Origin of the sequence: Kurthia sp. Dielmo, from assembly GCF_000307285.2 — a bacterium.
Classification (GTDB): domain Bacteria; phylum Bacillota; class Bacilli; order Bacillales_A; family Planococcaceae; genus Kurthia; species Kurthia populi.
On sequence record NZ_HE578959.1, the window covers coordinates 211,984 to 230,853 of the forward strand.

The following is an 18,870-nucleotide window of genomic DNA, read 5'->3' on the forward strand; positions in this document are numbered from 1 at the left end:
GGTGTTTTTTGATTCGCCTGTATAACTTCGTGATACACTAAAGAAAAAAGTAGGTGTGATATGAATACAAAAACGATAGCAGATTATGCCAATGTTCATGTGAATACGGTCCGGTTGTACGAGCAATGGGGCTATATTTCCCCTGTGCCGCGTGCCGCAAATGGTTACCGACAATATACAGCAGTGCATCAACAGCAGATGATGATAGCCCGTCTCGCTTTTCGCCAAGAGCTCATTCAAAATAATTTGCGCAAACGTGCGACTAAAATCGTTCAACTAAGTGGGCGAGAGCAGTTTCAAGAGGCACTGAACGAAGCAACAAGCTACTTCAATCATCTAAAGGCGGAGCATCAATTTGTGCTAGAAGCAATTCATGAGGTAGAGCAGCTTTTATGCGAAACGCCTTCAGCGCCTGTGCCACTTCAGACGCATAAACAAATGGCACAGCGGCTTCAGTTAACTGAGGAGACATTGCGTAATTGGGAGCGTAATGGTCTTTATAAAATTGAGCGAAATCGTCAAAACCGTCGCCAATATTATGAACGAGATTATCAAAAGCTACTAATGATTCGTACGCTACGAAGTGCGCATTTTTCGATAGCGGCTATTTTGCATTTATTTGAGCAACTCGATAACTTTACACCGGGTGTGGATATAAAAAATCTATTAAATAAACCGAAATTTACGCAGTACTTTCTTCATGTGACGGATCAATTAGAACTTAATTTACGTAAAGCTATGACAGATGTCGCAGAAATTAAACAGCGTCTATCAAGCTTAATAGTATCAGCTCATGCATAGCACGTGTACAGCCGATATAGAGTAGTCCCTTATCATAATCGGTTGTGTAACTTTCTTTAAACGGAATAATGACCGTATCAAACTCAAGACCTTTTGCATATTGAACAGTTGTTAGTACGGGTTCATTTGTAAAGTGAACGGTTGAACCATCTAAAATAGGTAAGGCAAGCAGCGACCTTAAAAGCTCTAACTGCTGCTGGTTTTTGCAAATAACAGCAGTTGAGGGAGAAGTTATTTTTTGTGAAATTGTACGTGCAAGTTCTTCAAGCGTAGTACAAGTAAGCTCTAAAGGCTCCTCGCCGTGTCGTGCAATAGGCGTCACATTGGCATTCCTAAATTGCTTGGCATACTGCATAATTTCATAAGATGAGCGATAACTCGTCGTTAATTCTACATATTCAAGTCCGCGGCATAGCTGCATAAAGCTCTTTTTCAGCGAGGTCTCAAATGGCAGTAGTGCCTGTCCTGCATCGCCGATAATCGTGCGTTTACAAGGAAATAGCTTCATAAGTACAGCGTATTGAATCGGTGTATAATCCTGCATTTCGTCTAATACAAAATGCTTGATGGTATCAAATGTTGATAGGCCTTCAAAATAAATGCGACAATATAAATACGGGTACACATCGTAAAAAGCAAGTGGTGTAGACACAGTGCCGACAAACTGTTTATATATTGCAAAGGCAGATTTGTGGCGTAATCGCTTCTCTAGACGTTTTGCGATGGACGGAGCGGATGGGAGTTTTAACTGACCATCTCGTTTTGTTTTTAAGAGCGTTAGAATATCCTCTGCTATTAATTTTAAGCGTTGCATAACAGGCTCTTGTTGATAGGCGACGAAACGACTTTGTAAATAGTCCGCAGAAATCGTATCATCACAAATCGTTAAATCTTTTTCCTGAAGTAGTGTAGTATCTAAAGTTTTTAAGTATGCTTGCAATTGCTCGACAAAGGCATAGCTTCCCCTTTTGGCAGCTTGTGCATCTGGCTGTTCAATAAGTTCGGTTAGCTGTGACTCAAATGGTTGAAACGCACGGTCCATGAGTTTAATCGTTAATTCGTCAAGCGTATAAGCGGGAATGGGCTGTTCACCTAGCTCGGGCAGGACGGATGAAATATAATCACCAAAGACCTTATTTGGCGATAAAATGAAAACGTCTTGTGCACGTAAGGTATCACGGAATTTATATAATAAATAGGCGATTCGGTGCAGGGCAACGGCTGTTTTGCCAGAGCCTGCTACACCTTGAATAACGACTGTATAGGCGGTATTATTACGCACGATTTTATTTTGTTCGCGCTGAATAGAGGTAACAATTGTTTTCATTTTTTCAGTAGCGCCCTGTGCTAATGTCGTTTGCAAGACATTATCCTGAATTGTAAGCGAGCTATCTAATGTGTAAATCATCGTAGAGTCTTGAATTTTAAACTGACGCTTACGAATTAATGCGCCTTCTAATAATCGTTTGTCTACTGAATAATGTGCCTCATCACCTACTTCATATTCATAAAATACATTACACACAGGTGCTCGCCAATCATAAATTAATTGGTCACCGAGCGCATCGCTAAATCCAAAACGCCCAATGTAAAACGCTTCCGCCTCCTCTTCCGTGTCCCCATCATAAACAAAGTCAAAGCGTCCAAAATAAGGGGAGTCAATTAATTTTTCTAATCGCTTTTTCGCAAGCACTTTCGCATGGCCTTGTTTATCGATCATCGAAAGGGTTTGCTGATGATTGTAAATCTCCATTTTATCGAGTTCCGCATGATAATCAATGGTATATTGCTGCAGGTCTTTATAGGCGTCATCTTTTTGTGTCACCGCTTCTGCTGTAGTGGTATACGCTTTTGATAATTCCTCTAAAACATGTGTTAAATATTGTTGCTCTTGTTGTGGTATCATTCGAATTCCTCCTTTAACATCAACTGATTATACGCAGGCATTTGTCGCTGGTGTTAAAGTGGAGGGTTTGATGGCCAAACAAAAAAGCATCTTAGAATCTAAAGACCCTACGATGCTCGTCTCATTTATTTTTTCACTAATTTATGACCGCGTACCCAGCCATAATCTTTCGTGCCTTTTATATTTACATAGACATACACTTTTCCTTGGTATGTTACTTCTTTCAGCATATAAACAGCAGTCCCTTTTTCTAAAGGTTCATTTTCAGCAAAATATTCTGATGAGCCATAGTTGGGTAGTAAATCTGTAGGACCGGTTGTGATGTAAGGTGTTTTCTGTGTTGCTTTGCTATAGGTTTTGGTCGCATTAAGTGGTAATTTTTTAAGTAATGATTTTGGCATATAACCAATGTATTCACGGTAGTCGGAATCTGCTACTTTCACATAGGTTTTGCCGTTAATATTACGTTTTCCTAAGATAATAACACGAGTGTCGTTATCGATGACATTGTTTTCTGTTTGTGTTACGCCAAAGCGATAATTTAGACGTAAATTATATGCTTTTGTGGGTGTATATTGTTCGACTATACCTAAATCGTCAATACGGTTTAATTTTTTATAGGTACCGTAACGATTTTTGACAGCTTTTACGTGGCTTGCCTTTACATAGCCTGTATAAACTACGGTATCGTCAATTTCGCCCCATAAAAGGTCTTTTAAATCTGCATTATAGTTTGTGAATTTTACTTTATAGTAAGAAACACCATTAATTTTAACTTTTTTCGTCACTTGTATGTATTGATTTTTAGGGATTTTAACAGCTACTTTTTTTAATGAAGTAGCGCTATAAAGTGATGTTGTTTTAAGTGCTTTATAATCTGTTTTTATTTGTGTTTTTGTTGCGGCCTGTACGGTTGTTGCGGCGCTAAAAGGTGCAATGCTTGACGTCACAAGAGCAGTTGCTAAAAGTGCCGTACCGATAATTTTTTTCATATTTTAGGTCCTCTTTTCTCTATAATTTACCAATTATAATAAAATTTTATCATTTAAGTGATTTGCTGAGAAGGTGTATAAGGATATAGGAATCTCACGTCCTTTTTAAATAAAAAAGCCTATAGAAAATGAGGGAGGACATATGTGTAACAATCACCTTTCCTATGAGCGTAAGAAAAACCGGAATCGCGCTATGACGCAATTCCGGCTTTTCGCTGCGAACGTTAAAAAAGGGAAATGACGTGTTCTTTCCCAACCTCGTTACTGTTAATACCAAAATTTTTTATTTGAATCGACATACCCTGTTTGATAATACGTTGTTTTCGTCCATTTGAATTTCGACGACTTCACATAGTAAGTACCACCGCAACTCATGCACCAGCCCTCAAGTTTCACAATTGAATTTTTCTTCACTTTTACTTTTTTCAGCACATAGTCCTCCGCATGAGAACGGCCTTTTTTCATCTTATAGACGTAAATTGTTTTTTTTGAGCTTGACTGATTTAAAGCCATACCAGCTATTTGGCTTTGGTGAGGAATATGATTTTGCTGTTGCAGTAGCTGGCTGTTGATTATTCAATGTAACGGGACTAGCGAATAATATGACGCCAAGTGCTAATGCAGTTGTTACGTTCAAAAAACTTTTTTCATATACATAAAGCTCCTTTAATAAAGGTTTTTAAAATAATGTAGCTAATAAATATGCCCTTTTTCATATGGATATAAACGGCTTTTCTTATTTTACTCAAAAAAGAACCTTTTGAATTATATTTATAAAATTCAAATAAGTCAAATGGCTATTTAAGCGAAAATAATAGGCTAAGAAAACATAAAAATCTCGTGAAATATGGGCCTCTAGATGCCTACTAAACACGTTGTTTTTGCATATAATCTAGTCATAGAAAAAGATTTGAGCTTAAGACGAAAGGTGGATGGCACTATGAGAAAGGTATCAGAAGAAGTTTTACGTGTATGGATAAAGCAGGCACAGCAAAATCGAATTGAAGCAACGGAAAAGATTATTGAGCAATTTACGCCTTTATTAAAGTCGTATGCAAAAAAATATAGTAGACATATGCATGCTTATTTTGAAGATCTTTATCAAGTGGGCGTTGTCGGATTACTACATGCCATTAAGAAGTTTGATTTGACAGCAAAAAATCCATTCTACAGCTATGCAGTGTTATGTATTGTTGGAATGATTAAAAATCATTTTCGAAATTGCACATGGGGGATTAAAGTACCGGCAGCTATTAAGCAAAATTATGCTCGCTTTAGAGATGTATCAGAAGCATTAGAAATTCAACTTAATCGTCGACCTACTATCGATGAAATTGCGAAAGAAATGGACATTACCGTACAGCTTGCGCAACAATTATTCGTGAGTTCTATTCATTATCAATCCATGTCCTTTGATGGCAACTATAATAAGGATGATGAAAGTTCATTTGATGAAGTGATAGGGCAAGAAGATTTAAATTTTCAGCAAGTAGAATGTAAAACTTTTTTCCAACAGTTTGAGACGATTTTATCCAGTCATGAAAAAGAAGTGATTTACAAGCTCTTTTTAGAAGAGTGGCCGCAATCGCGTATTGCGAGTTATTTAAATGTATCTCAAATGCAAGTATCTCGTTTACGAAAGCATGCATTAAATAAAATTAAACGAATGCTTGAAAAAGAGCAGCTCAGCTATATTTAATTTATAGATGTGGACGACGATGAGAATTAAAACATGCATGGCAGTTTATGAAGCGACAAGTCGTTGGGTTTTTTCTTGTTATCGATTAAAAAATAACTATCAAATGGCTATGTTATGCAAATATGCATAATTAAATTTTAAAAGGGTATGTAGCTTCTGACCATACAAAAAAACTCGGTCATTTCAAAGAATTTTAAGGAGTTGTTTTTTGGAGAAGAATCGATGAAAATATAATTTCTTTGCTTTCCTTACAAAAAAAACGTAGAATATATGATATAGTGCCTTTTTTAAGAGGACGCTGTATGGATTTAATACCTAAATGTATCCTGCAAATATGAGATAGGTGGAAGAAGAAATTATGAATTATCGTGTTTTATTGTATTATCATTATACAACAATTGAGAACCCAGAGTTATTCTCTAAAGAGCATTTAGCTGCTTGTAAAGAAATTGGCTTAAAGGGTCGTATCCTAGTAGCAAATGAAGGTATCAACGGTACAGTTTCTGGTACGGTTGAGCAAACAAATGCATATATGGAAATGATGAAAGCAGATCCTATATTTAACGGTATCGTTTTCAAAATTGATGAAGCAGAAGGCCATGCATTCAAAAAAATGCACGTACGTCCTCGTCCAGAGCTTGTTAACTTAGGCTTAGGTGAAGATGTAAATCCGCTTGAACTAACAGGTCGTCATTTATCACCAGAAGACTTCTTAGCAGAAATGCAAAAAGAAGACACAGTTGTACTTGACGTTCGTAACACATATGAATATGATGTCGGTCACTTCCGTGGCGCGATTCGTCCAGATGTCCAAACATTCCGTGACACACCAGAGTGGGTCCGCGAAAATCGTCATTTATTTGAAGGGAAAAATGTTTTAACATACTGCACAGGCGGTATCCGCTGTGAAAAATTCTCAGGCTGGATGAAGCGTGAAGGATTTGGTGATGTTGGTCAATTACATGGCGGCGTTGCCACATACGGTAAAGATGAAAAAACAAAAGGCCAACTTTGGGATGGCCAAATGTATGTCTTTGATGAACGTTTAACAGTGCCAATCAACCAAGTTGAGCATGTGGTAGTCGGTCGTGACCATTTTGATGGTGAGCCTTGCGAACGTTATATTAACTGTGCAAACCCAGAATGTAATAAACAAATTTTAGCATCTGAAGAAAATGAAGCGAAGCATTTAGGCGGCTGTACAATCGAATGTACGAAGCATGAACGTAACCGCTACATTGTGCGTCACAATCTTTCACAAGAACAAGTGACAGCGGCAATTGAAGCATTAGAAGCTGAAACAGTAAAATAAATTGTTAAACTAGAGGAGCTACGTTTAGGCGTAGCTCTTTTTTTGTTTAAAAATATACATGTTTACATGTAAACAATTTGCTTTTTTATTAGTATTTGTTATAATTATCCAAATTATAAAAGGGGTGATTCGATGATTCGACTATTAACACAGGCAGACCATGAGCACGTCATGGCACTCGTTAGCGATAAGCCGGCTGAGAATTTGTTTATTATTGGTGACATTGAGGCGTATGGCTATGATGCAGAAATTCAGCAGCTATGGGGCCAATTTGAAGAAGATACGCTAATCGCGATATTACTGCGCTATGACCGCAACTTTATTCCATATAGCAAACGTGATTTTTATGATGTGGATGGCTTTGCGGACATTATTTTACAGCATGATGGTGACTTTGAGCTATCAGGTCTGCTAGAAGTTGTAGCACCACTTAAAGAAAAATTTCAGTTCAAAACGTATCGTGACAGCACATTATATTACGCTAAATGTGAAAAACTAGCTTATGACACGAAGCAGCGTGATTATTCGAAGGTAACGACATTACAGCCGCATGAATACGAGGAAAATATTGATATGCTCAAGTCGATACCTGAATTTGTGCATGGCGCATTTTCAATTGAGGTACGAAAGCGCGAAGCAAAAAACAATACCGGTCGTACATACATTTTGCGTAATGATGAAGGTGTGATGGTTGCCTCCGCTTCAACAACTGCGGAAAATTCACAGTCGGCGATGATTGTCAGCGTAGGAACGAATCCCCCGTATAAGCGTAAAGGCTATGCAACAATCTGTATGGAGAAGTTATGTAGCGATATGTTTAAAACAGGTCGTACATTATGTTTGTTTTATGATAATCCAGAAGCGGGACGCATTTATAAGCGCCTAGGGTTTGAAGATATTGGCTACTGGTCAATGACACGTTATAACAGGGGGTAAAGTATGAAAAAAACATTAGTGGCAGTGCTTGATTTTCGTGTAAATGTATACGATATTGATGCGATGGGTATCGTTCGTAATCTTGTGTATATTCGTTGGTTTGATAATTTACGTATGACATAGAAAAACCGGAACTGCGCTGTAGCGCGGTTCCGGTTTTTCGTTGCGAACGCTAAAAAAGGAACATGATTTGTCCCAGCCACGTTTTTCTGATGGCAAAATAAAACCACCTTTCTTGAAGTGTAGACTGAAAAAGGTGGTTGAATGAGAAGTTAGCGACGATGCGCTTCTTATTTTGGCTTAACGTTTACGATCACATATTCTGAATGATGCTCTGTACGGATTGGGTAGCCCCAGCCGGCGATACCTGACGAGACAATTTGCTGCATATGAGACCAATCCTTTTTACCGTAGCTGACCTGTCCCATTAATTCAATCACATATCCAGCCGGCCAAATTTGACCACCATGTGTGTGACCAGACATCATTAAATCGACAGCTAGGGCATTATTTTCTTTTGTTTCGACGGGTTGATGGTCCATCAGTAATAAAAAATCATCCGCATCGGTTTTTTTCATTAATTGTGCGGTTGTTTTTCGTGGAGCTAGCGATAAATCGCGGCGACCGATTAATGTGAACTGATCATCAACTGTTGTGATAGCATCATCTAAAATTTTAATGTTATTTTTTGTGATGGCATCATCTAGCTGTTGCTTTGAATAGTTTTTGTTGTTCGAATAGTTGGACTCATCATGATTGCCATATACATAATAGGTACCGAATCGACTGTCAATCGTACCGAGCACCTCAAATGCCATCTGAAGCTCTTTAAGGGTTGTACGTTCATCGACCAAATCTCCGCCAAGTAGTACAATATCTGGCTTCTGTTGTTCGATTTCACGTGCATATTTTTTAAGACCATTACGATCTAACGTCAGACCGGTATGCAAGTCCGAAATAAAGGCGATTTTATAACCACTTGCCGGAATCGCTTTTTCTGTTTCAACGGTATAGGTTGTTTTGATTGGGTGATGAATATTGTAATAGCCATAGACTATTAAACAAGCTGTCGCAATTACTGGAATAAGTGCAATGTGATGCAACTTTGCAAGTTTTTTAGGTAACCATTTGCGTGTTAGGAGGTAAAGAATATCGCAAACAATTGCTAATGCCGCGATATGAAGCACAATAATAAGCCATGAGCTAAAGAAATTTAGCGTTGGTGCCATAACAATCACCGCTAAAACAATACTAATGATGCGAATTCGTTTTGTTTTCTTTTGCGGAAAAAACACATGGAGTGCTCGTCGAATCAACACATAAATGTAATAGGCGAGGGATAGCATAATAATGAGAAAGACGCCAAGTGCAAGAACAAAATTCATAGTGACTACCTCGAACTTTCTTAGAAGGAATTAATACAGTTCGTATTAGAGTTAATTTTAATGAATAGCATGTGCACTATGCAACAATTAGGGTCGATATGACAAGTTGAACTACAAAATAGTGCGCAAAAAATTACTAACTTTGATGAAAGGGCAAGTTAAAAAAGAAAAAAGCATTTTTTTATAAAAAAACGTAATTTGATGAGTTATTCAATGGATTTATATCATAAAATGGATTTTTTTAAAATTTCTAAAATCCTTATGCATAGCAATTTCTAAAGAGATTAAGCTCTAAAAAATATAATCTTGTGTTTATTGTTGAAATAACAAGGTAATAAGTAGTGATAAGTAATAAATTTTTAATAAAAATATGCTTTAACATAAACAGGAGGAATGAGAAATGGATACAAACAATAGTAAATTGTACGGAATTTATGATACGGAAGTAGAATTACAGAACGAAATGGATCGCCTTCGTGAACAAGGTTATAGCGAAGAGGATATGTATATCGTTTCTAAACGTAATGACGAGCTATCAATGTATCATGGTTCGGCAGATGTTGATAATGAGCATGCTGAGGAGGGCTCATGGTGGGATCGCTTTAAAGCCTTTATGATGGGTGAAGATTCTGTGCGTAATCAGCACTTTACGCAAATGGGAATTCCTGAAGAGGACCGTGATCGTTATTATGGCGATTTAGAAGCCGGTAAACTATTCTTATACGTTGATAAAGATAAGGGCTACGGCACATATTTTGCAGAAAATTCTACGAGTTATGACACGACAACAGGTACGGTAACAGGTGCAGCTTCAACTAATTATACAGAAAAAGAGCCTACCTTAGACCCGACGAATGATGCAACATTAAATGACACAGCTTATAATACGAATAACGCATTTGATGATACAACGCACAATACGGCATTAAATGAAACGGCACATCATGATGCAACGATTGATGATACGCTAAATCATACGGATGATGAGGAAGCGCGTTTACGTCTTCACGAGGAACAGCTTGAAATTGAAAAGAATCGTGTGCAAACGGGTGAAGTGCAAGTTGATAAGCATGTTGTAGAAGAGGAAAAAGTAATTGAAGTGCCAGTAGAACGAGAAGAAGTGTATATCGAGCGACGCCCAGTAGATGGCACAGCATCGGTAGACACTGATACAGCATTTAATAACGGAACAGAACCGTATGAAAATGATGGTAAAATCCATATCCCTGTTTCTGAAGAACAAATCGAAGTAACGAAAAAAGATGTTGTAACAGAAGAAATCGTGGTCGGTAAACGAAAAGTAATGGATACAGAGCGCGTTTCTGAAACAGTGCGTCGTGAAGAAGCAGATATTACAGATACAACGAATTCGCTTGATCCGACAGATAAAGACCGTCCGCTTTAATGGATGAAACAAACAGTAGGCTAAAATAAGTTATATTCGAAATAGAAGCGTATAAGTAAGGAGGAACCGTGCTTTGGCATGGTTCCTTTTTTGCGTGGAATTGACTAGAAATACGCATTGCATATTAGAAATAATCTAAAAAGGCGTTCATTGGAAGATTGATTAGTTCCCTTCTAGCTATCTTCGTTTCTTTTTTGTGATAAAAGTTTGTTATAATAAGGGAACAAACATTCGGAAAGGAATAGTAATGTGCAAAAGAAAACGATACAAGAAGTTATTTTCGAAATAAAAGAGCGCGTAGAAAAAACACAGCGCAAGCAGGCGCAGCTTAATTGTCGTACTTTTTTACGAAAGCTTGGCTACAAAGCGTGGTCACAGCGACTGATTGATGACGTAGCAAAGGAAGTGGAAAAACAGGGACTCGTATTTGTATTTGAAAAAGGGATTCATAGCTGGAAAGAGATTGACCCAGATGGGACCTTAATCTGGCAGTTAGCGACAACACCAACGAAACAACCTGCTACTTTACAGCGCATTACTTGCGGAGGGCGTTTCCGAGAGTATCCACTCTATGCCTATCAGTTGGAGGCTATTAAAACGATTAATGAGGCCTATTGTAAATACACACAGATGCGAGGGTTATTAGTGTTGCCAACAGGTGGTGGCAAAACAACGACCGCGGTGGAATGGGTGCTACCACATTTATTAAAAGGGAAGCAGGTGCTATGGCTCGCGCATCGGCATGAGCTTTTAGAGCAGGCCTATCACGCGATCGTGACAGCGGCACAGTTTCAGCCTAGTGATTTACCGGCTATATCTTATCGCATCATTTCAGGTAAGCATGCGCATAGTAAAACACTTTCGACTGAGCAACTCGTCATTGCAAGTAAGGATAGCTTAGTAGCACATCCGGAGAACCTGGCTCGTTGGGCACAGGAGCAGGATGTGATTGTCATCGTGGATGAGGCACATCACGCGGTGGCAACGACGTATCAACAAGTCATTGAGCAAGTACGGAAGGCTGCTACGACGATGCAAGTACTTGGTTTGACGGCGACGCCATTTCGGACAGATGAAGAGGAAAAGGGCGCGCTCAAAAGGCTTTTTACGCATGATATTATATTTAAACGAGATTTGAAAACATTGATTGCAGCCGGTATGCTAGCAGAACCCATTTTCTTAGATTTGAAGACGGATGTAACAGTAGGCGAGGAAATGACAACAGGGCAAAAGCAAGCAATTGAGCGCTTTGACACATTACCTGATCAAATTGTTACACAGCTCGTTAAAAATCAAAGGCGAAATCATTTGATTGTGAGTGAATATGTACGTAATGCTAAAAAATATCGTAAAACGATTATTTTTGCCATTAATCAGGCACATGCGCTGACACTTCATACATTAATGCAGCAGCAAGGCGTTAAATGTGGTGTCGTCATTTCACAGCAGGCACAGAAAAACGCAGCTGTCATTAATGCATTTCGAGCAGGAGAGCTCGATATTTTAATCAATGTGAATATCTTGACGGAGGGAGCTGATTTTCCAGATGTACAGACGGTTTTCCTCGCGCGTCCTACTACATCAAGTATTTTAATGACACAAATGATTGGGCGTGCGCTGCGTGGAAAAGCAGCAGGTGGTACACAGCAGGCCTATATTGTAAGCTTTGTAGATGATTGGATGGAGCATATCACCTGGGCAAACTCGCAGCGCTTAGTTGAAGGACCGGACCGTCTAAATGAGGCAATGGCACACAATCGTGTTGCTACAACAAGGATGATTTCGGCACCGTTAATTGAAAAAATTACAGCTGAATTAGCCAAATCCTTTGATGCTTCCCGGATGACGCATGTGACGTTTTCAGAAAGTGTGCCGATTGGGATGCTAGCATTTTCCTATTTGCTGCCAGATGCTGAGGTACAGGTAGAAATTTTAGTATATGACCATTTAAAAGAAGGCTTTCATCAAATGCGAAAAGAATTGCCACTTGTTTGTGCGGCTTATCCATTAACTGATTATCCAGAGGAACGGGTGCTACGTGCCATTGCACGTGAGCTAGAAGTGCGCTGCTTTACGGGAAATTACCAGGCGCCTACGATTGAACGCCACGATTTAGTTGCTATTATTCGTCGTTATATTCAAACGAAGCAGTTCCCGCCGTTATTTTATTTTACAGAGCGTCAAGAGGTCGATTTGACGGCACTTGCGACCAATATTTTGTCACAAGATATGGGACCAAAAAAGAAAGCGGATTTTTTACAGCACTACTGGCATGAGCATAAGTTTACGCAAATTTATTTCAATTATAATGAATATTACTTTCGCCATTGTGTAGATGGGGAGCTACTGCGTATCGAGCTAGCGCCTCATCGTTTAGAAGATGTATCATTGAAAGTTTGGCGAAAGGAACAACCTGCACTCTACCGTCGTATTGTTGCTGACCTCTTTAGGCAAGCACGTGTCAAAGGTGGCTATAAATGTGAAAAAACAGGCATCGTTAGTGCGGATAAAAAAGACTTTGTGTTAGCGTATCGAACCCCTTTATCGAAGGGAGGTAAGACAAATTTGCAAAATTTACAATTAATTAGCAAAAAATTAACGTTTCCTCGGTAAAAGAGGGAACTTTTTTTGTTTAAAACGTGATATATGGGAAAGATAGGAATTGGAGGGGAATTTACATACATATGTAACTGCTTGGACAGCAGAGGATTTACATGGAAAAGTATCCATGTGTATTAGTTTTAGTATATTTGCCATATGACTTTTTAAGTAAAGTTTAATAATTAGCTTTTTAGGCAAAGGTATTAGTAGATTCTTATTAAAGGGGGATATTATCATGTCAACGATTTCGTTTATTTTACCGGCATTTAATGAAGAGGAAAATGTGCCGAAAATTTACGAAGCGATCTACAAAGAAGTACAGCAAATGCCGTACGATTACGAAATCATTTATATTGATGACGGAAGTGAGGATAACACGTTAGAAAAAATCAAAGCATTGCAACAACAAGATTGCCATGTGAAATATATTTCTTTCTCACGTAACTTTGGGAAAGAAGCGGCAATTTATGCAGGGCTACAACATGCAAAAGGGGATGCGGTACTACTGATGGATAGTGATCTTCAGCATCCACCGTCTCTTATGCGTGATATGATTTCAGGTTACGAAGCAGGCTATCATCAAGTAGTTGCATGTCGCGACCGCCAAGGTGAAAGTGCGGTTCACCGAGGCATTACCAATTTATTTTATCGCTTAATTAATAAAATGAGTTCAGTAGAGCTTGAAAACGGAGCAGGAGATTTCCGATTATTAAGTCGTAAAGCTGTAAATGCATTGTTGTCATTAAGTGAAAATAATCGTTTCTCAAAAGGTCTATTCGAATGGATTGGCTTATCGAAGAAAAATATTTATTATGAAAATGTTGAACGTCAACATGGCGAAACAAAATGGTCATTTGGTATGCTATTGTCTTATGCCATTGATGGCGTTTTATCGTTTAATACAAAACCGCTCCGCATTTGTCTTTATTTAGGTTTACTCTTTATGTTTGGTGGTAGCCTGTATATTGCAGCAATGCTAGGAAGTATTTTCATTCAAGGAATTGAAGTTCCAGGCTACTTTACAACAATTTCGGCGGTACTAATTTTAGGTGGTCTACAGCTTGTTAGTCTAGGTGTTATCGGTGAATATATCGGTCATATTTATAATGAGGTAAAACGTCGCCCACACTATATTGTTGGGGAAGCAAATGTAGATCGTTCATTAAAAATTGTGAAATTTGAGCCGAATAAATTTAAATTAAAACAGAAAAAGAGTAGCTAATAATGAATACAAAAAATGAATATATTAAATTTATTGTTGTTGGCGTTCTGAATACAGCACATTACTATGCGTGGTATGTGCTGTTTTATTCGGTTGTAGGCTTGCCTTATTTGGTAAGTCATATTGTGGCAACAATTATTAGTATGATTGGTTCATATTTTATGAACGTTTATTTTACGTATAGAGAAAAACCGTCGTGGAAATCTTTTTTATTATTCCCATTGACGCAACTTACGAATATTGCCATTCAAACAATTTGTATGTACGTGTTTGTAGATTGGCTCCATTTATCACCTTATTTTGCACCGATTGCAACAGTAATCATTAGTGTGCCTATTACTTTTGTTGTAACGAGGAGGATCATTCGTGTTTCAAAAACGTAAGGCATCTTTAGTCATCATGCTATTTAGTATGATGGCTTTTTCTATCATAGCCCATTTATTTTTCATCATTATGTGGCAGCAAGGATTTGTGATGAAAGGCATTAATGATGGTCTTTCACAAATGTTGCCGTTTAAGCAGTTTATTTATGATAAGTATGTAGCGGGTGATTTTTTCTATGCGGCTGATTTCGGATTAGGAGGCGGCTTTTTTAGCTCCATTGCTTATTATTTCACAACGAATTTATTTTTCTTACCATGGGTACTCTTGACGTGGCTTGCGAGTATGTTAATCGGTTTCACGCCAAATTTTGAATACTGGGCAGCGCTTGTTATACCGATGAGCATTGTCAAACAAACAGCGGTTTTTTATGTGGCATATTTATTTTTACGTAAAGTAACGAATATGCCGCGTGGTGCGTATGTCGGAGCGGCTGTTTATGCGCTAAGTCCCTTCTTTTTCCGTCATGAGGTGTATTGGGATATTTTAACGGATTCGCTATTTTGGGTTCCACTTATGTTACTCGGTATCGAAAAAATAATTCGCAAGGAATCTTCACTGCTCTTTATTTTAGCAGTCGCACTTGTTATGATTAGTAATTTTTATTTATCGTATATGACATTATTAATTGGGGCAATTTATGCGATTGCGAGGATGTTCTACCACTTTACAGAAAATGAGCAGCCAGTGAAGCAACAACTATGGCGCTATATCGGAGGCGGTGTGTTAGCAGCGGGCATTGCAAGCTTTGCCTTTATTCCAGCGGCCTATAGCTTTATTGGCAATGTGAGACCACCATATAAAGACGCGATTAAATTATTTGATATAAACGATGATATTTTTACGAATCCGCGTGTACTATGGGTTCCAGTCTTTATTTTTGTGTTATTTTTCGTTAAGGAATTGTATCAACATCGTTTATTCCGCTTCTTTGCGGTGTTGTCCATTGTCGGTATTATGGCGCATTTTATTCCGTATGTAGGCAGTATGTTTAATGGCTTTTCAGCACCTCAACAGCGCTGGGAATCGATTATTATTTTGAGCTTCGGGGCGATGCTTGCGATTGCGCTAAATAGTGCCAGCTATTGGCATTTCAAACGTTGGCCATTAATCGCGGCTATTTTATCAATTATGACATTATTTTTATATAAATGGTTATCACCTGATCATGCTATTTCAAATGGCTTGATAATTATCTCACTACTATGGCTCGCCTTTTTCATCGTCTTTTACTATCGTAAATGGGCATTTAAATGGCTAGCGGTCAGTATAGTCATTGTTGTATTAATCGAGGCGAATATTTTCTCGGCCAATTTAGCAAATGGCGGTGAAGGGGTAGCAACAAAATCGTTTATTTATTCACAGGCGTATCACGCACATGAACAAGAAAACCTTGTACAATGGATGCAACAGCAACTGACATCAACGGATAATCGTATTGATTGGCTTGTACCAACGCGTAATAATACGCCAATGGTCCAGGATTTTAAAGGAACGAGCGTTTATTCAAGTATTTTAAATGGTGATTTACTGCATTTTTATTTGCGTGATTTACAAATTGATATGGGGCGAGAAAGTGTCAGCCGTTATGGCACACTTGGTAATCGTACGAATTTAATGGCGCTTGAGCAAGTACAGTTTTATATGCGTCCTAGCAGCGACGAATCTGTGCCATACGGTTATGAGCTGGCAAAACAAACAACGAATTACCGTGCATACGAGAACACAGATTTATTACCCGTGTTCCGTGTGACAAATGAATCATATAATGAGCAGGCTCTTGAAAAAGCACCGGTACTTGCAAAAGAGCAGGCGATGCTAAAAGGTGTTATTCGCGAAGCCGGTACGATGACGGCACCTGAAGTAGCAACGATACCTATTAAGCAGACGAAGGTTGAAGGCGCTACATGGGTAAATAATGAATTGATTGTCGACGGAGAATCAGGTCACATTCAATTAACATTAGATACACCAAAGCGTATGAAAACGCTATATGTTCAAATGCATATTGAAGGAATTAAACATCCAACAGGCTTTACACTTCAAGTGAATGAATATAAAACAACACGTAAAAAATCAAATTCGATTTATCGAACAGGTTTTAATGATGTGACAGTCGCTGTAAATGCAGCGAAAACGGTGACCATTACGCTGCCTAAAGGGCATTATCAACTACGTGATTTAGCGATTTACGGGGAAGATTATCAAACACTTGATAAAGCACTTGAGCGTAAAAATACAGCGCAGATGATTTGGGATAATGGCAAGGCATTTGGGGAAGTTACGGCACAAGATGGTGATGTGCTCGCAACCTCTATTCCATATGGCAAAGGTTGGCGTGCGACTGTAGACGGTAAGAAGGTAACAGTAGAAAAAGTGAATTATGCATTTGTTGGCATTCCACTTGAAAAAGGCAAGCATACGGTCGAGTTCACGTATTTACCACCGTATTGGCCAATTGCCGCCTGGCTTTCAATTTTGTCAGTCCTTGTATTGCTCGTATTAAGAATATATAAAGCTAAAAAAATGAACTAACGAGACAATATAAAAAGAAAAAGACACTTTCAAAGGGGATAAAACCTTTGGAGGTGTTTTTTGATGGAAAAACAAGTGTATTCATACGAAACAAAACGGAAAGCCATTAGAGCTGAAGAAATAGAAAGCCGGTGAAATACATCATAAAATGGAGCTAGATGTTTGTTCTAGTATCTTTTTAAGTGTTTATAACTATAATTTAATAACCAAAAAAGGATAATATTTCTATATAAAAAAGTGATTTTAATGCGTAAAATTGTATATGTATTAATTTTTTTATAAAGGAGTCCTATTTTTTATGAACGCAGCAAAAGTTTTAAGCATGATTTCGATTGTCTGGAATGCTCTTGTTTTAATTACGGTGGCAAGCTCTGGCGTATTTCTAACAGCAATACTACTTGCAGATCAACCATCACGTGAGACAGGCTACATCGTTTTCGTATGGGCAATCTTTTTTGCAATTATTCTTTATTTACTCGCTATTCTTGTGTTATCTATTTTTGCACACAAAAGCATCAATACCGCAACAGAGGGTGGCTGGGCGATTTATTTAATCGTATCTGGTATTTTTACAAACTGGTTTGCGGTAGTTGCCGGTATTTTATTAGCAGCAAATCCTTCTCAACAAATCACAGCGCAGGGTCATTATAAAATGGCGCGTGGCTTTATTACCGCTTCTATTGTTTGGAATGCACTGATTGTTTTGGCGATTATCGTGCTAAATATCGTGGTTTCATTTATTGAAGGTCAATCATTTGGGGATGCAATCATTAGCGTCGTACTAGCTGGTTTCCCAATTATTGCCGGTATTATTTTTATTATGTTAAACATCTTTGCGCGTAAAGCCATTGGAAAACCTACGCAAAAAGGTTGGGGTATCGCAATGATCGTTATTGGCGTATTTACAAATATTTTTGGACTTATCGCTGGTATTTTACTTGTGACAGCAAAAGAACAGGCTAGTGAAAAAAATGTGGCAGAGCCTGTGTTAAATTAATTGCGTCATTAAAAGAGGTTGGGACAAAATACGTCATGTTCCTTTTTTAGCGTTTGCATCGAAAAACCGGAACCGCGCGACAGCGTGATTCCGGTTTTTCTTATGTTCATAGGAGTTGTTTTACATGTATAAAGCCGCATTTTTTCATTATGAAACGGGTTGTGGCGGCTTGACATCATCTGGAATAGCGGGTTTATACGTAATACCGGCACGATTTCGGTCAAATTCCTCACGTGCTTTTTGAATAATATCAGGATTTGTGAAGCTATCAAGTGCGGCACCTGCCATAATTTGTGCGGCTAAATGCATACCCTTCATGCCGATGCTAGAGCCGAACGATGCGGTAGCCTGCCACGTATGTAGCTGAACAGCAGACGGCGCACAAGTTGTCATGATTTGGCCCATTGGTGTAATCCAAGACACATCGCCAATATCAGATGAGCCCGGCATTGGAATGCGGAACATCTGGGGAATATGCTGGAAGCCTTGTGCTAAATCGGTCGTTTCTTGAAAGCCCATCTGCGCCATCGATGCTTTAGAGCCTGCTACAACCGATGGATCAATATTTTGTTGTAATGTTCTAGCAAAGGCTTGTTCCTCCGCTGTATACGAAATGTCTGGTAAGAGCTGTGCATTGTCATACATGACTTCATTTAATGTTAGATTTGGTAGCGTATCATAGCACCCCGCTTTAATTT

Annotated in this window: 16 protein-coding genes; 10 read left to right on the forward strand and 6 right to left on the reverse strand. The window is 38.5% G+C overall.

What is annotated here, in order from left to right; all coding sequences use genetic code 11:
- Positions 1–60 precede the first annotated feature (60 nt).
- Positions 61–801, forward strand: a complete 741-nt coding sequence (locus KTHG_RS12275) for a MerR family transcriptional regulator (protein ID WP_139994269.1) — start codon at positions 61–63, stop codon at positions 799–801.
- On the opposite strand, the gene KTHG_RS12280 is transcribed toward KTHG_RS12275, so the two are convergent.
- From KTHG_RS12280 to KTHG_RS21280, 4 genes are all read right to left on the reverse strand, one after another.
- Positions 758–2,707 carry a HelD family protein gene (locus KTHG_RS12280; protein ID WP_139993912.1) on the reverse strand — a complete coding sequence of 650 codons (1,950 nt, stop codon included), beginning with the start codon at positions 2,705–2,707 and terminating at the stop codon, positions 758–760. The genes KTHG_RS12275 and KTHG_RS12280 overlap by 44 nt on opposite strands.
- 125 nt (positions 2,708–2,832) lie before the next feature.
- Positions 2,833–3,699 carry a hypothetical protein gene (locus tag KTHG_RS12285; protein WP_139993914.1) on the reverse strand — a complete coding sequence of 289 codons (867 nt, stop codon included), beginning with the start codon at positions 3,697–3,699 and terminating at the stop codon, positions 2,833–2,835.
- A 267-nt stretch (positions 3,700–3,966) separates the two neighbouring features.
- Positions 3,967–4,131 carry a hypothetical protein gene (locus KTHG_RS21275; RefSeq protein WP_186439587.1) on the reverse strand — a complete coding sequence of 55 codons (165 nt, stop codon included), beginning with the start codon at positions 4,129–4,131 and terminating at the stop codon, positions 3,967–3,969.
- A gap of 34 nt (positions 4,132–4,165) precedes the next feature.
- On the reverse strand, positions 4,166–4,336 hold the full coding sequence (locus KTHG_RS21280; protein ID WP_186439588.1) for a hypothetical protein: 171 nt from the start codon (positions 4,334–4,336) through the stop codon (positions 4,166–4,168).
- Between the two features lie 303 nt (positions 4,337–4,639).
- On the opposite strand from KTHG_RS21280, the gene KTHG_RS12290 reads away from it, so the two are divergent.
- The 3 genes from KTHG_RS12290 to KTHG_RS12300 all read left to right on the forward strand — a co-directional run bounded on the left by KTHG_RS12290 (position 4,640) and on the right by KTHG_RS12300 (position 7,646).
- A complete protein-coding gene (locus KTHG_RS12290; protein ID WP_186439589.1) occupies positions 4,640–5,398 on the forward strand; it encodes a sigma-70 family RNA polymerase sigma factor in 759 nt (252 codons plus the stop codon).
- 358 nt (positions 5,399–5,756) lie between these two features.
- Positions 5,757–6,710 (forward strand): oxygen-dependent tRNA uridine(34) hydroxylase TrhO, encoded by a 954-nt coding sequence (gene trhO, locus KTHG_RS12295; protein WP_139993918.1) that lies wholly within the window; start codon positions 5,757–5,759, stop codon positions 6,708–6,710.
- Between the two features lie 132 nt (positions 6,711–6,842).
- Positions 6,843–7,646, forward strand: a complete 804-nt coding sequence (locus tag KTHG_RS12300; protein WP_139993920.1) for a GNAT family N-acetyltransferase — start codon at positions 6,843–6,845, stop codon at positions 7,644–7,646.
- Between the two features lie 290 nt (positions 7,647–7,936).
- On the opposite strand, the gene KTHG_RS12310 is transcribed toward KTHG_RS12300, so the two are convergent.
- Entirely contained in the window at positions 7,937–9,031 is a 1,095-nt protein-coding gene (locus KTHG_RS12310) for a metallophosphoesterase (RefSeq protein WP_139993922.1), read from the reverse strand.
- A gap of 400 nt (positions 9,032–9,431) precedes the next feature.
- On the opposite strand from KTHG_RS12310, the gene KTHG_RS12315 reads away from it, so the two are divergent.
- The 6 genes from KTHG_RS12315 to KTHG_RS12340 all read left to right on the forward strand — a co-directional run bounded on the left by KTHG_RS12315 (position 9,432) and on the right by KTHG_RS12340 (position 18,172).
- A complete protein-coding gene (locus KTHG_RS12315; RefSeq protein WP_139993924.1) occupies positions 9,432–10,436 on the forward strand; it encodes a YsnF/AvaK domain-containing protein in 1,005 nt (334 codons plus the stop codon).
- A 249-nt stretch (positions 10,437–10,685) separates the two neighbouring features.
- A complete protein-coding gene (locus KTHG_RS12320; protein ID WP_139993926.1) occupies positions 10,686–13,049 on the forward strand; it encodes a DEAD/DEAH box helicase in 2,364 nt (787 codons plus the stop codon).
- 223 nt (positions 13,050–13,272) lie between these two features.
- Positions 13,273–14,259 carry a glycosyltransferase family 2 protein gene (locus tag KTHG_RS12325; RefSeq protein ID WP_139993928.1) on the forward strand — a complete coding sequence of 329 codons (987 nt, stop codon included), beginning with the start codon at positions 13,273–13,275 and terminating at the stop codon, positions 14,257–14,259.
- A gap of 2 nt (positions 14,260–14,261) precedes the next feature.
- Positions 14,262–14,642: a GtrA family protein gene (locus KTHG_RS12330; protein WP_126989393.1), complete on the forward strand. Its 381-nt coding sequence runs from the start codon at positions 14,262–14,264 to the stop codon at positions 14,640–14,642.
- Positions 14,626–17,175: a YfhO family protein gene (locus KTHG_RS12335; RefSeq protein ID WP_139993930.1), complete on the forward strand. Its 2,550-nt coding sequence runs from the start codon at positions 14,626–14,628 to the stop codon at positions 17,173–17,175. Before KTHG_RS12330 ends, KTHG_RS12335 begins: the two co-directional genes overlap by 17 nt.
- A gap of 298 nt (positions 17,176–17,473) precedes the next feature.
- Complete coding sequence (locus KTHG_RS12340; RefSeq protein ID WP_139993932.1) at positions 17,474–18,172, forward strand: hypothetical protein; 699 nt, start codon at positions 17,474–17,476, stop codon at positions 18,170–18,172.
- A gap of 147 nt (positions 18,173–18,319) precedes the next feature.
- Here KTHG_RS12340 and KTHG_RS12345 read toward each other — a convergent pair.
- Positions 18,320–18,870, reverse strand: a 551-nt coding sequence (locus tag KTHG_RS12345) for a zinc-binding metallopeptidase family protein (protein WP_483299891.1), incomplete at its 5' end; no start/stop codon positions are given.

Bases quoted from the DNA above. Each gene is read 5' to 3' on its own strand.
- KTHG_RS12275 (WP_139994269.1), top strand. From the start codon at position 61: ATGAATACAAAAACGATAGCAGATTATGCCAATGTTCATGTGAATACG.
- KTHG_RS12280 (WP_139993912.1), bottom strand. From the start codon at position 2,707: ATGATACCACAACAAGAGCAACAATATTTAACACATGTTTTAGAGGAA.
- KTHG_RS12285 (WP_139993914.1), bottom strand. From the start codon at position 3,699: ATGAAAAAAATTATCGGTACGGCACTTTTAGCAACTGCTCTTGTGACG.
- KTHG_RS12290 (WP_186439589.1), top strand. From the start codon at position 4,640: ATGAGAAAGGTATCAGAAGAAGTTTTACGTGTATGGATAAAGCAGGCA.
- trhO (WP_139993918.1), top strand. From the start codon at position 5,757: ATGAATTATCGTGTTTTATTGTATTATCATTATACAACAATTGAGAAC.
- KTHG_RS12300 (WP_139993920.1), top strand. From the start codon at position 6,843: ATGATTCGACTATTAACACAGGCAGACCATGAGCACGTCATGGCACTC.
- KTHG_RS12310 (WP_139993922.1), bottom strand. From the start codon at position 9,031: ATGAATTTTGTTCTTGCACTTGGCGTCTTTCTCATTATTATGCTATCC.
- KTHG_RS12315 (WP_139993924.1), top strand. From the start codon at position 9,432: ATGGATACAAACAATAGTAAATTGTACGGAATTTATGATACGGAAGTA.
- KTHG_RS12325 (WP_139993928.1), top strand. From the start codon at position 13,273: ATGTCAACGATTTCGTTTATTTTACCGGCATTTAATGAAGAGGAAAAT.
- KTHG_RS12330 (WP_126989393.1), top strand. From the start codon at position 14,262: ATGAATACAAAAAATGAATATATTAAATTTATTGTTGTTGGCGTTCTG.
- KTHG_RS12340 (WP_139993932.1), top strand. From the start codon at position 17,474: ATGAACGCAGCAAAAGTTTTAAGCATGATTTCGATTGTCTGGAATGCT.